The organism is Adhaeribacter sp. (assembly GCF_057359045.1).
Genome location: NZ_JBMQUD010000048.1, coordinates 1 through 14,415, shown reverse-complemented (window position 1 = coordinate 14,415; position 14,415 = coordinate 1). Strand labels below are relative to the sequence as shown.

The window sequence follows — 14,415 nt, the reverse complement described above, 5'->3', positions numbered from 1 at the left end:
GAAAAGGAGGGAGGATTTTAATATTTTCCCTCCTTTATTTTTGACATATATTTTATAACAGCTAATATTTTGTTAGCTCCTTAAATTACAAGAAATGAAATACGATGTTGTAGTTATCGGCTCCGGCCCGGGCGGTTATGTTGCCGCTATCCGCTGCGCGCAATTAGGTTTAAAAACGGCTATAGTTGAAAAATATAATGTACTGGGTGGTACTTGCTTAAACGTAGGTTGTATCCCATCTAAAGCTTTGCTCGATTCGTCGGAGCATTACCACAATGCGGCCCATACGTTTAAAACCCACGGCATTGAACTGGAAAACCTGCAGGTAAATCTGGGGCAAATGATTAAGCGCAAAAGCGAGGTAGTAAAATCGAACAACGATGGTATTACCTTCCTGATGAAGAAAAATAAGATAGATACCTATTTTGGTCTGGGTTCTTTTGTAGATAAAAACCGCATTAAAATTACCGGCACCGATGGCAACGTGCAGGAAATAGAAACCGATAAAACCATTATTGCCACCGGTTCTAAACCCACTATTCTGCCTTTCTTGCCCGTAGATAAAGAGCGGATTATTACCTCTACCGAAGCCTTAACTTTAACTGAAGTGCCCAAGCACCTGATTATTATTGGTGGTGGCGTTATTGGCCTGGAGTTAGGTTCGGTATATGCCCGTTTGGGGGCCAAAGTATCGGTAGTAGAGTTCCTGGATTCGATTATCCCGACCATGGATCGGGCTTTGGGTAAAGAGCTGCAGCGCGTACTAAAGAAAACCTTAGGTTTTGAATTCTTCTTCCAGCACAAAGTAACCGGCGCTACCAACACCAGCAGCGGCGTAACCGTGACGGCTGAGAACCTGAAAGGCGAAACCGTTACGTTCGAAGGTGATTATTGCCTCGTTTCTATTGGACGCAAACCGTATACCGAAGGCTTAGGCCTGGAGAATGCCGGCGTGCAAGTGGGCGAGCGCGGCATGATTGCCGTAAACGACCACCTGGAAACCAATGTGCCCGGAATATTTGCCATTGGCGACGTGGTGCGAGGTGCTATGTTGGCCCACAAAGCCGAAGAAGAGGGCGTATTGGTAGCTGAATATATTACCGGCCAGAAGCCGCACATTAACTACCACCTAATTCCGGGAGTAGTATATACCTGGCCCGAAGTGGCCGGTGTTGGTTACACGGAAGAGCAATTGAAAGAGCAAGGCCGCGCATATAAAACGGGTTCGTTTCCGTTTAAAGCCTCGGGCCGCGCCAAAGCCAGCATGGACACCGATGGTTTTGTAAAAGTATTAGCCGATAAAGAAACCGACGAAATATTGGGCATGCACATGATTGGTCCGCGCATTGCCGACTTAATTGCTGAAGCAGTAGTAGCGATGGAGTTCCGGGCTTCGGCCGAAGATATTGCCCGTATGAGCCACGCGCACCCTACTTACACCGAAGCCATAAAAGAAGCTTGTTTAGCCGCTACCGAAAACCGCGCTATTCATATTTAATTATAGTCTTAACTAAATATTTTAAAGCCCATGAAGTCTACTTTCATGGGCTTTTTACTTTTCTAGCAAATTTATTTATGGAATCAGGCAACTTCCCGCACCTTTTAAGTATCTACTCTAAAAAAACAACGACCCAATTAAAATAAATCGGGTGGTTTGTATAATAAATACAGGCAAGTTTAAGTCTTATAAATAAGATATTTACAGGAACTGCTTGGTTTTTAACAATAATTTATTCTTCTTTGCATTGCCAGCTACTAGGTAAAGCATAATAGCTTTTTTTAGTCATTCATTAGTCTAGGGCTACCAGGTTATGATCGAGTTAAAGAATATTCATAAATATTATGCCATTGCCCAGAATAAGCTGCACGTGCTCAAAGGAATCGATTTGCTTATTGAAGAAGGCGAGTTGGTTTCTATAATGGGCTCTTCGGGTTCCGGCAAATCTACCTTGCTAAATATATTGGGTATTCTGGATGATTACGACCGGGGCGATTATAACCTGGCCGGTACACCCATTAAAAACCTGTCGCAAACCAAAGCGGCTTTTTACCGGAATAAATTTTTAGGTTTTGTTTTCCAGTCGTTTAACCTGCTTTCTTTTAAGAACGCCATGGAAAACGTGGCGCTGCCGCTGTACTACCAAAATGTAGGGAGGCGGGAACGAAATAAGCTAGCCCTGGAATATTTAGACCGGGTAGGACTAAAAGACTGGGCCGAACACTCACCTAACGAAATGAGCGGCGGCCAGCGCCAACGCGTAGCCATTGCACGAGCGCTCATTAGCCAACCCAAATTAATTCTGGCCGACGAACCCACCGGTGCTTTAGATACCCAAACCTCTTACGAAGTAATGGAAATATTTAAAGACGTAAACCGCCAGGGCATGACCGTGATAATTGTAACCCACGAAAACGACATTGCCGACCAAACCCACCGCGTTATCCGCCTGAAAGATGGTTTGATCATAAATGAACGGGAGAATATTGAGAGTTTTAGTGGGTAGAGATTAGTTATTGGTTGTCGAATGTAAGTTGGGTACAACTTTAAAAAATGAAACTTATCTGGTCATTAAGCTTAATTATTATTTTCTCGGCTTCATGTAAACATAAGGCAGAAGAATATTATATAAAAAGAATAGAGTATGGAACAATGCGTATCTATACTACTAAAGTTGTAATAGAAAAAGAAAGTACAGAAAAGCAAACTAAACTAACATATAGAACAGTACTTGATACTACTGCTTATGTATTTGATAAGAAAGACAAGAGAAAAGCACAAATGATTAGCCCCTATTATGAGGCACCTACTTTGAATCTTGTAAATAAATATTCAATTATATCTGAAAGCAAGAGTTATAAAGTATATCACTTCTCAACCTACGACGGAACAATAGACAGTGGTTCTGAGCATTATTGGAATGAAAAATTAGGGGTATTTTTTACCCGTGGTAAATCTTGGCCTATTTACAATGTATTATTATCTACAGATGAAAATAAGAATAAAATAGTTTGGCATATTATAAAGGAAATTTATCCTGCAATTATTGAGCCTCTTAATCATATGGATTTATTAGTAAAGGAAGGGGACATAAAAATTACAGAAATAAAAACAAGATAAGCAAGGTGTAACTAATACTACCTTTGGAATTATCAGGTTATAATTCTATTATCAATTTTTACTTTCTATCAAGGCAGTGAAGTATTAGAAATAATTACAAACAAAGTTCCCGGCTACTGCATAACTGTAGCCCGTTATCAGCAATTAACGCTCAACTCCCAACAACCCAATCATGTTCGACTTAGATAAATGGCAGGAAATATTAGGAACCATGCGCAAGAACAAGCTGCGTACTTTCCTGACGGCCTTCGGGGTGTTTTGGGGGATATTTATGCTGGTGTTGTTGTTGGGAGCTGGTAAAGGTCTGGAAAACGGTATTTTTAACCGCTTTGGCGATGGCGCTAAAAACAGTATTTTCTTTTCGAATGGCCGCACCTCGGTGGCGCACCAGGGTTTGGCACCGGGCCGTGAAATTAATTTTACCAACGACGATGTAGCGGCTATCCAAAGAGAGGTAAACAATATCAAAATTATTACCCCACGCAACCGGCTGTTTGGCGAGTTTACCATTAATTATCAGAAGCAAAATGGCTCTTACCAGGTATTTGGCACCACCGAACAATTCTTTAAACTCAACGGCGAAAAACTGAACAAAGGCCGTTTATTGAACCCCAACGATAACCGCGAAAAGCGAAAAGTAATCTTGCTGGGCGAAACCGCCAAGAATGTTTTGTTCGGCGATTCGGTAAATGCCGTGGGGCAGTACGTAAAAATAAAGGGCGTGCATTTTAAAGTGGTAGGTGTTTTTAACGCATCTGGCAATAACAAAGGCCGCCGCGAAGAGCGAGCGTATATTCCTTTTGCTACGTTGCAAACCACATTTAACCAGCCCAATAAAGTACAAATGCTGGCAATGGTAGGCCAGGATAATATTCCGGCAGCCGTTATTGAAGAAAAGGTTAAAAAAGTATTGGCCGGCCGTCACAAATTCTCTACCGAAGACCCGCTGGCCCTGAACATCAACAACAACGAAGTAGAACTGAAGAAGCTAAACGGGTTGTTTAGCGGCATCCGGATATTTGTTTGGATTGTGGGCATTGGCACGTTAATAGCCGGTATTGTGGGCGTAAGTAATATTATGCTCATTATTGTAAAAGAGCGTACCCGCGAAATTGGCGTGCGTAAAGCCTTAGGTGCTACGCCTTTTTCCATAGTAAGTTTAATCTTGCAGGAGTCTATTGTTATTACCGCTTTTTCGGGTTACCTGGGATTACTGGCCGGAGCCGGTTTGCTCGATGGCATCCGGTATTTATTAGAGTCGAGTGGGGCCGAACTGCCTTTTTTTGCGCGCCCCGAAGTTGACCTGGAAGTGGCCCTAACTGCTACCGTAATATTGGTAATTGCCGGCGCCGTGGCGGGTTTAATTCCGGCCTTAAAAGCCGCCAACATTAAACCCATAGAGGCTTTACGCGCCGATTAAATCCGTTCTGGTATGAGTGTAATCGACATAGATAAATGGGCCGAAATTTACGCCACCGTTAAAAAGCATAAGCTACGCACGGCACTTACGGCCTTCGGGGTGTTCTGGGGAATATTTATGCTGATACTTTTGTTGGGTGCCGGCAAAGGCCTGGAGAATGGCGTAATAAAAGACTTTAATGTGGCTAAGAATGCAGTTTTTGTCTGGACCCAACGTACCAGTATTCCTTACAAAGGTTTAAAAGCCGGCCGCTTTATTCAATTAACCAACGACGACATGGCCGCAATAAAACGCGAAGTGCCCGAGGTGGCGGTTATTTCGCCCAGTATTTCGCTCAACGGAACCTTTACCGTAAGTTATCAAAACAAAAGTTCTACTTTTCCGGTGCGCGGCGATTACCCGGCTTTCCGCGAAGTAGAACCCATACTTATTTTAAAGGGCCGTTTCCTGAACGAGCTAGATATAAAAGATAAACGCAAAGTAGCCGTAATCGGCGAACGGGTAATTGAAGTGTTGTTCGGGAAAGAGGCAGACCCAATTGGGCAATACATAAATATCAAAGGGGCCTACTTTCGGGTGGTTGGCATTTCGCGGGGTGTGGGGCAGGGCGAAGACTTAATTCAGAATGCCCAGAACATTTATATTCCTACTACTACTTTACAGCAAACGTATAACCTGGTAAATAAAATCGGCTACTTTGCCATGACTCCCCAGCCCGGTGTTGCCGCGGCAGTAATAGAAGATAAAGTTAAGCTTTTGCTCATGAGCCGGCATAAGGTCGATCCCAAAGATTTAAAAGCCTTTGGCTCGGCCAACGTCGAAAAAGAGTTTCAGGAAATACAAGGATTATTTACCGGCATTGCCGCCTTTAGTTGGGTGGTAAGCATTGGAACCATTATTGCCGGCATTATTGGCGTTGGCAATATTATGCTGATTGTGGTAAAAGAACGCACCAAAGAAATTGGTATTCGCAAAGCCTTAGGCGCAACGCCCTGGTCTATCATCAGCCTTATCATTCAGGAATCTATAGTTATAACTGGTTTTGCCGGTTACCTGGGTTTGCTGGCCGGCACCAGCCTGGTAGCGCTTATCGATTATTTCATGACTAAATCTAAAGTAGATGCCGGCTTTTTTTCTAACCCGGAAGTAAATGTACCCATTGCGCTTACGGCGGTAGTTTTGTTGGTTTTTACCGGTACACTGGCCGGTTTAATTCCGGCTACCAAAGCCGCCCGCGTAAATCCTGTAGAAGCCCTAAGGGATGAGTAATTGAATTGTTGAATGGTTAGATTGTTAATGATTTATTTATCGCTAATAATTATCTGAACATCTAACAACTAATCACTAACTTCTAAAAACTAATTACTAAACACCAAATGAAAAAAGTTTTATTAAGCATTTTTGGTTTGTTATTTCTGGCCTTATCAGTTTGGTTGGGCTATTATTTTTACAAGAAATCGCATACCGACCCGGTGGTTTATAAAACGGAGCAGCCTTTTGTGACCAACATTGTTAAGAAAACAGTAGCTACGGGTTCTATTGTACCGCGCCGCGAAATTCAGGTAAAATCGCAGGTGTCGGGTATAATTGAAGAGTTGTACGTAGAAGCCGGGCAGGTTGTAAAAGCCGGACAGTTAATTGCTAAAATAAAAATTGTGCCCAATGTAGTAAACGTAAACAATGCTCAAACCAGTTTGCAAACCGCCCGCATTAACCACGCCGATGCCCAACGGGAACTGGCCCGCCAACAGCAATTATTCGAGCAAAAAGTAATTGCCGAGCAGGAATTTAACCGGTTTAAAGTAGATGCCCAGTTAAAAAAAGAAGCTTTAGAAGCCGCTGAAAGCAATTTGCAAATAGCGCTACGGGGAGCTTCTAAACGGACCGGTTCGGCGTCTAACTCGGTTTATTCTACCGTAGATGGCATGTTGCTGGATGTGCCGGTAAAAGCCGGGGCCTCCGTAATCGAGCGGAATAATTTTAACGAGGGCACCACCATTGCCACCGTCGCCGACATGAAAAGCTTAATATTTGAAGGCAATATTGATGAGTCGGAAGTAGGTAAAATACGCGAAGGCATGGATCTGGATTTAACCATTGGCGCGATAGAAGGCCGTACTTTTCGGGCTAAATTAGAATACATTGCTCCCAAAGGAATTCTGGAAGAAGGCGCCATTAAGTTTCAGGTGCGAGCCAAAGTACTGCTGGACGAAGATGATTTTATCCGGGCGGGTTACAGCGCCAACGCCGATATTGTGCTGGATAGAAAAGATAGCGTGCTGGCCATAAAAGAAAGCCTGTTGCAGTTTAGTAAAGATAGCACCTTTGTAGAAGTAGAAACCGCTCCCCAGAAATTTGAAAAACGCCTTGTAAAAACCGGCATCTCCGATGGCATTAATATTGAAGTAATATCGGGTATTGGCAAAGAAGATAAAGTAAAAGTGAAAGAACCGGAAGTAGAAGATAAAAAAGGTAAAGCGTAAAACTAAGTATATCAGCATTGTAAGGGAATCAACTAATTATTGATTCCCTTTTTATTTATATTTTATACTTAAACATTAGATTTTATATATACTGCTTCTTCTATAAATTTACAAAGCCAAAGATTTAATTTTTTCTGGATGAAGCACTTTTTACCATCGTTATTTTTACTCCTTATTTTACTAATACCTTGCCCTGGTTTTGGTCAATTTGCCGAAAATATCCAAACTTTTGGTGGTAGCTATTCTGACTACGTACAGAAAATTGTTCATGATAAAAATGACAACCGATACATTTTGGGTTCAATTGGTCAACCAGGTTCCGTTACTATTCCTGGGTACCAACCAGAAAAAATAGATTTCGGCAGCTTTAAAAAAGAAGTAACCAGAAGTTTTATAGCTAAATTCTATAAGGAAAATAAATGTATTTGGGTTAAGGCAGCGCCATTATCTATTGATAACAATTTTCATGATTTGGCTATTGATGAAGCGGGGTTTATATATTTAACCAGTCATACTACAGTTTACAGTTTTGTTTTGGAGAAACTGGATCAGGATGGTAATACAGTATGGGAGAAAACATTTAGACCCGAAATAATTTTTTCAGATAATAATTTTAGAAGTTTTTGGGGTGATAAACTCGCCGTTGATAAACAAGGAAACATTTATATTTCGGGGAGGTTTGACGGTACCGGTTTTAGCGGGTTAAGTTTTGATTTTGATTGGACAAAAGAAAAACAAAGTACCGAATTCCTGGCAAAATTTAATTCGGAAGGTGAAGTTTTATGGGTAAAAACTTCTTTAGAAGCCAGCATAGGTTATTCCCATTTAATTATAGATTCTTCGGGGAATATTATTACCTCGGGAGGATTAAGTAAAAAGATTAACATAGCGGGCTATGAGCTAGAAAATACAAATCCATTGAATAGTTATGGTCAGATTGTGGAAAGTAGGTTTTTTGTTAAAAGAGATCCAGATGGAAATGTTCTCTGGGCCAGAAATTTCCCGGTAAAGGCAAATTATTTTTCACCCAGTGTGGTATTAGATGCCGATGACAATATATATTTTACCACGTATTTTGAAAGTGAGGATCCTGAAGTAACTATTGATTCCGTTCGCTTAGACCGGTCTGCGTGGGCTGGGATTCAATTTAATGGAGGTAACCTAATAAAATTAGATCCGAATGGGCGAGCAAAGTGGGCCATCAGCTTTTTGAATAATAGTTATGCTCCTATGATTTATGCAAATCAGAGCCTTTATTTAACTGGTATTTTTAGTAAAGAGTTTAATTTTCAGGATAAAGTTCTAAGACCAAATAAAGAATGGTCTCCTGACATTTTTATAGCCAAGTTAAACTTAGATGGGAAAGTAGAATGGATGAAACGTTATGGAGGTTTGTCTTATGAAGGCTCTCCTCAGATATCCTTTGTGCCTAAAAGGAAGGAAATAGTTTTGGCTGCATCTTTCGCGGAGAAATTACCTAATAATGGCAAATATCTTACTAGTATAGGCTTGGGCGATATTTTTATTGGTCAGATTCCAGATACATTGGCAGACGGTATTGCTTTAAATGCCAAGATTAGTGGAAGAATGTATACCGACACTAATTCCAATTGTTTTCCTGACGCATCGGAGAAGGGGTTAGCTCAGAAATTATTAAAAATAGATCCTGGCAACATGTATACCATAACTGATGAGCATGGAAATTACTCTGCCAGGGTGCCTTATGGCCAATTTACCGTAACTCCTCTTATTAGCCCAACTACAAAATCCCAAACTATCGAAAACTGCCGGGAATATGCTCAGGCTACTACTGATAGTTTACACCAACAAGTTACAGATATTAACTTTGGCTATACCATTAAAGAATGTACGCTCCTAACCGTAGACGTTGCCACCGACCGCCTGCGCCGTTGCTTCCGGAGCCAAACCACCGTTACCTATACCAACGACGGCACCGCCGATGCCCAAAATGTTAAAATAAAAGTTACTTACCCCGAGTACGTAGTGCCTATTAGCAGCTCGTTACCGTGGGTAGCCAGGCAAGAATCTAATTTACTGTTTGAGGTGGGCACTTTAAAAGCCGGCGAGCGCCGCAGTTTTGTTATTACCGATTCAACAATTTGTGGCAACGAAGCTATTCGGGGTTTAAGCCAGTGTATCAAGGCGGCTATTTCGCCGCGTAATGTTTGTGTAGCCCCTAATCCGGCTTGGGACGAATCGAGTGTAACCGTAGCGGCCAGTTATGCGCCCGAGGAGCAGAATGCCCAATTTACCATTGCCAATGAAGGCAGCGGCCACATGACCGATAGTACCGAGTACCGTTTGTACGCCAACCAAGCCTTAATAAAAACCGGGAAAGTAATGCTGGCGCAAGGAGAGCAGGCAAAGTTGGCTGTTCCGGCTACCCCAGCTACCTTACGTTTAGAAGCCGACCAAAGCCAGCACCATCCGGGCCAAAGCCGGCCCACCGTTAGCTTACAAATGGCCCTTCCGCCCGATGTGCCCAATGCGCCACCCGCCATGGCTGCTCCTACGCCGGTTGATAATTTTTACCAGGACGATGCCGATGCCGAAGTAGAAATAGCCTGCCAGACCATTGTAGACAGTTACGACCCCAACGATAAGCAGGTAAGTCCCAGCGGCATTACCAAACGCCATTACATTAAAGCCAAAGACGAACTGGAATATTTTATTCGGTTCCAAAACACCGGCACCGATGTGGCTTACAACGTGGTGATACAAGATACTTTAAGTCCGTACCTCGATATTTCTACGCTACGGGTGGGTTCGGGGTCGCATCCGTTTACCTATAGTGTTTCGGGTAAAGGCCAACCCGTACTTACGTTTACTTTTAAGAATATTAACCTGCCCGACCACAAAACAAATGAACCGGCGAGCCATGGGTATATTAAATTTAATATCAGCCAAACGCCAGATAATGCCAAAGGCACAATCATCAAAAATATTGCTTACAATTATTTTGATTATAACAGTCCCGTAGCTACCAACCAGGTTTTTAATATTATTGGCGATACCATAATGCTACCACCCGCGCCCATAATGGTGTATGATTGCGGCCCGGAAACACCTACTACCGCACAAACCGGACCCGATCAGGAGGTTTGCGGAAAAGACAAAATTACTTTACAGGCTAATACGCCGCAAAAAGGAGCGGGGCGTTGGCAACTTATTTCCGGACAAGCTACTATTGTGGCGCCAACCAATTCCCAAACAGACCTGATCCTACACAATTACGAACCAGTAGAACTGGAATGGACCATAACTTTGTGCAATAAAGTATCGCGCAGTAAAATTAAAGTTAACCGTTACCCAATACCGCCAGCACCGGTTATTCCGGTACCGCCGGTACAGTGCGAAGGAAGCAAATTAGTGCCATTACTAGCATCGGGTAAAAATATAATCTGGTACGCCGATGCGGGTAAAACAAAAATTGTACATACCGGCCATACTTTTACGCCCGCAATTAATACCACTACTACTTTTTACGTTACCCAAACCCTAAATAACTGCGAGAGCCCGGTAACTGCGGTAACAGTATCTATCCAGCCAGCCCGTATTAGTTTAACAGTTAGTGGCGATACCTTAATTGCGCCGCCAGCCGAAGCGTACCAGTGGTATTTTAACGATCAAGAAATTACGGGTGCTACCAAACGGAAGTTCCTGGCCCGGAATACGGGTAATTACCAGGTTAAGATTATCACCAACGGGTGTGAAGTAACCAGTGAACAGGTGCACCAGGTGATTTCTTTGGCAGCACCAGAGCTAACGATAAGCCCAAACCCAACCGCGCAACAATTGCATTATGAGTTTACTTCTAACGAGATGGGGCCGGTCCAATTTATTATTTGGGATGAGTTAGGTCGAAAAGTATTTACCAGCACGCATTATAAGCCCACCACCATTTTACCCGGAACTTTGACCTTAACCGGTTTGCAGCCAGGTTTATATCTGCTAGAAATCAGAACGGAGCAGACGCGTATAATCCGGAAATTTATTAAATTATAAACCTGGTCTAATAAATAAAAGCAATTATTTGTTCGTTGGAATTGCCTTTGTCGCTTGAAATATTAGCATAAAATAATACTTTAAACTGTTGGTTACGTAAGTAGTTAATCGTGGCATAAACATGCTGCCTCGGGGCAATCTGGCTTAGGCGGCAAGCGATAGTTAAGTCCGTAACCTTATGAAAAAACAAGCTATTAACCTTCTTTTTGATACTAACAGCAGCCTGAACGAAGCCGGTAAACACGTGCGCGATGGCTTATCGGCGGCTTTTAGAACCGGCGATAATTTGTGGGTAAGCTGCGATGAGCGCAGCACGCTGGAACGTTTAACCTTAACCGATAAAAATATTTTTAGTGCGCACCAATCTTTCGACCTGAATAAATATTTAAAGTTGCCGGCGGGTACTAGCTGCGAAATAGATATTGAAGGCTTGGGGCACGATAAGCATTATTTGTGGTTAGTAGGGTCGCATAGTTTGGCGCGCAAAAAGCCCCGCAAAGAAGATAGCCCGGCCAAACAAATTAAAAGACTGGCTAAACTTAAAAACGATCCCAACCGGTATTTGCTGGCCCGTATTCCTTTGGTTTTGGATAAACAAACCGGCAATTACGAGTTGCACAAAAGCTGCCCCAACCCCGATAACCCCGACGAAATATTAACGTCGGCCCAACTCCCCATGCATGAAGCCGGTAACCAGTTATTAACGGCAGTAGCCAACGATATTCATTTCAAAGACTTTGTTAAAATTCCTGGCAAAGACAATGGCTTTGATATTGAAGGACTGGCCGTAAAAGGCGACCGCATATTTATTGGTATTAGGGGACCAGTGCTGCGCGGATGGGCTGCGGTTTTAGAAGTAAACGTGCGGGATACGGAGCCCGGGTATTTTGAATTAGCCCCCGATAAAAATGGCCGGCTCTATAAAAAGCATTTTTTGCACCTGGAGGGCATGGGCGTGCGAGAGTTGCGGGTACATGGCCAGGATTTATTGCTTTTGGCCGGCCCAACCATGGATTTGGACGGTACCATTGCGGTTTACCGCTGGCCTAACGGGTTGCACCAGGACGATGAAGCCATTGTGCACCGGAAAGAATTAATTCGGTTGTTTGATGTACCGCACGGCTCCGGCCCGACTTCTGGTCAGGATAAAGCCGAAGGTATGGCGCTTTATGATGACAAACACGTTTTAATTGTACACGACTCACCGACCGACAACCGGAAAATTAAGGAAGATGGCGTAATTGCCGACTTGTATAAATTGTAGCCCAGCAGAGATTCTGTATTTTTGCCACTGGTTAAATAGATAATTTACGCTATGTCTGTTATTGCAAATTCCGAAACGCCCGAAATAATAACGTACCAACCAGCTTATAAAGAAGCTTTCCGGAGCCTAAACCACGAGTGGATTAATAAATATTTTGAACTGGAAGACCTGGACCGGCAGATTTTAGATAATCCTGAAAGTTATATTCTGGCCAAAGGAGGCCAGATATTATTTGCCCGATATCAGGGCGAAGTGGTGGGAACCTGTGCCTTGCTTAAAATTACTGATACCAGCTACGAATTAGGCAAAATGGCCGTAGCCGAAAAAAAACAAGGCTTAAAAATAGGACAGTTTTTGTGCCGGGCCGCTATAGCCGAAGCTAAAAATTTAGGAGCAACCAAACTGGTTTTATATTCGCACCGCAGTTTGCAACCAGCCCTGCACGTTTACCAAAAGTTGGGCTTCCGGGATGTTCCCTGCCCACCTAATGGTTATAAACGTGCCGATATAAAAATGGAGTTAGATTTGGATCCGGAATGAACCCACTAAGCTTTAGCATCCGTTATACCGTTACGCCATATTCTTTGGGGTTAATCCGGCGTACACTATCAATCATCCAGCAATCGGTGTATGGAGCAGCCGATTGTTTGGTAAGTGTAAGCAAAAAGCCCGAATCAGTACCTTCTTCGGTACGGGTAACAATAATTTGCTGCGCCTGCTCACCATCCGAGACCAAATCGCTGGCTTTATAAGAAATAAAGTTCAGGATAGGCTGAAACAAAGGTGCCTTTACCTGCAATTTATAATTTGCCAGGGAACCGGTAGCCATTTTATTGGCCGGCGAAGCAAAGTTAAAAGTAGTTTCTATGCCAATATCTTCTTTATTGTTTTCCTGTAAAGATTCCAGTATCAACCCAATTACTTCCTGCGGAGATAAATCGGGCGAGGGCATAGGTAAATCAATCGTGCATTGGTAGTTGGCCATGTTTTCAGTCATTTAAAGGTAAAAGATAAACAGGCTTGGAATAAAACGTTAAACGCTTAAAGCGCCGCTTCAAAGCCTCTATGTACTCAACATACAGGTGCTCTCCACGCACAAGATTTGCGCTGTAATACTTACGGCAAATAAACCCAATCGGGTTTTGTATCTTATAAAACTATTATTGGGGATAAAGGTTTTAATCTTTTTACTGCAGAAACAGTGCCATCCTTTAAGCAGTGCGTAAAATAATTACGTTAAGGTGGTAATAAGATTGTTCTCTAAGGTACAAAAAAAATAAGAACCCCCACTACATCACAGGGCTTTTTTTACGGTCTGGTATTAGCGATTTTAAGTAATTGTGTGGCGTACAGCTAAATTAAAGCAGGCATAACATTTTGGTTATATTGCCATAAACGGCTTAAACCAGTAAAAGCGGTAGTTAATTGTAAATAATACCCTTACGTAATTAACTCCTTAACTTATTACCTGATAATATGCAGGTAGTGTAAAGTGTTCAGCGGTTTTAGGAATTACTTAAGGCATGAGTGGTGGTGTACCCGCAAAGGCAATAAGCAGGTGCTGGCGTAAGCCTATCAATAAAGAATGCAAAATAAAATTGCTCCTGAACGAAACAAAAGTTTCGTTTTTCCGATAAAAAGTTCTCCCTTAAGGCAATACAAAAGCTAAATATTTACTTGAGGCATTCCGATTTTGAAAGCAATTAATTAAAAAATTAACATTTAAGACTATGGAAAATCAATTTAATAATCCCGGACAACCCAGTGGCATGGCCGATAGCAAAAGCTCCGGCAGCCTGATTGATAAAGCTACTTCAATGTTAGGTAATGTAAACCTGAATAATATTCCGGATTCATTAAAGCAGTACGGTAATACTGCCGCCAGCAAAGTTAAAAGCATGAGCACCACCCAAAAAGTTATTGGCGGCGCTTTAATTGCCGCCGGTGCCTGGTATTTATCTTCGCGTTCTAAAACCGATTTTAAAGCCAACAATACTGCCCACGCTGCCCGGAAGAGCTCGTCTTACGATCCTTCTTAAGTAGTTTAATAATAGTAAAACAGCAAAGCCTGGTGCCTGTAAGCGCCGGGCTTTGCTGTTTTAAG

General features: G+C 42.6%; 11 protein-coding genes. 10 read left to right on the top strand and 1 reads right to left on the bottom strand.

What is annotated here, in order from left to right:
• Positions 1-94: 94 nt before the first annotated feature.
• The 9 genes from lpdA (at position 95) to ACO1R6_RS08695 (ending at position 12,851) form a co-directional block, all read left to right on the top strand.
• Entirely contained in the window at positions 95-1,498 is a 1,404-nt protein-coding gene (gene lpdA, locus ACO1R6_RS08735; protein WP_486263967.1) for a dihydrolipoyl dehydrogenase, read from the top strand.
• A 313-nt stretch (positions 1,499-1,811) separates the two neighbouring features.
• Entirely contained in the window at positions 1,812-2,504 is a 693-nt protein-coding gene (locus tag ACO1R6_RS08730) for an ABC transporter ATP-binding protein (RefSeq protein ID WP_486263965.1), read from the top strand.
• Positions 2,505-2,551: 47 nt separating this feature from the next.
• Positions 2,552-3,118: a hypothetical protein gene (locus ACO1R6_RS08725; protein WP_486263964.1), complete on the top strand. Its 567-nt coding sequence runs from the start codon at positions 2,552-2,554 to the stop codon at positions 3,116-3,118.
• Between the two features lie 172 nt (positions 3,119-3,290).
• Positions 3,291-4,538 (top strand): ABC transporter permease, encoded by a 1,248-nt coding sequence (locus tag ACO1R6_RS08720; protein ID WP_486263963.1) that lies wholly within the window; start codon positions 3,291-3,293, stop codon positions 4,536-4,538.
• Positions 4,539-4,550: 12 nt separating this feature from the next.
• Complete coding sequence (locus ACO1R6_RS08715) at positions 4,551-5,807, top strand: ABC transporter permease (RefSeq protein WP_486263960.1); 1,257 nt, start codon at positions 4,551-4,553, stop codon at positions 5,805-5,807.
• Positions 5,808-5,914: 107 nt separating this feature from the next.
• Entirely contained in the window at positions 5,915-7,021 is a 1,107-nt protein-coding gene (locus ACO1R6_RS08710; RefSeq protein ID WP_486263958.1) for an efflux RND transporter periplasmic adaptor subunit, read from the top strand.
• Positions 7,022-7,159: 138 nt separating this feature from the next.
• Positions 7,160-11,047, top strand: a complete 3,888-nt coding sequence (locus ACO1R6_RS08705) for a T9SS type A sorting domain-containing protein (RefSeq protein WP_486263957.1) — start codon at positions 7,160-7,162, stop codon at positions 11,045-11,047.
• Positions 11,048-11,225: 178 nt separating this feature from the next.
• Entirely contained in the window at positions 11,226-12,311 is a 1,086-nt protein-coding gene (locus ACO1R6_RS08700; RefSeq protein ID WP_486263956.1) for a DUF3616 domain-containing protein, read from the top strand.
• Positions 12,312-12,362: 51 nt separating this feature from the next.
• Positions 12,363-12,851: a GNAT family N-acetyltransferase gene (locus tag ACO1R6_RS08695; RefSeq protein ID WP_486263954.1), complete on the top strand. Its 489-nt coding sequence runs from the start codon at positions 12,363-12,365 to the stop codon at positions 12,849-12,851.
• Positions 12,852-12,873: 22 nt separating this feature from the next.
• Here ACO1R6_RS08695 and ACO1R6_RS08690 read toward each other — a convergent pair whose 3' ends face one another.
• On the bottom strand, positions 12,874-13,296 hold the full coding sequence (locus ACO1R6_RS08690; RefSeq protein WP_486263952.1) for a hypothetical protein: 423 nt from the start codon (positions 13,294-13,296) through the stop codon (positions 12,874-12,876).
• A 745-nt stretch (positions 13,297-14,041) separates the two neighbouring features.
• On the opposite strand from ACO1R6_RS08690, the gene ACO1R6_RS08685 reads away from it, so the two are divergent.
• On the top strand, positions 14,042-14,350 hold the full coding sequence (locus ACO1R6_RS08685; protein WP_486263951.1) for a hypothetical protein: 309 nt from the start codon (positions 14,042-14,044) through the stop codon (positions 14,348-14,350).
• Positions 14,351-14,415 lie beyond the last annotated feature (65 nt).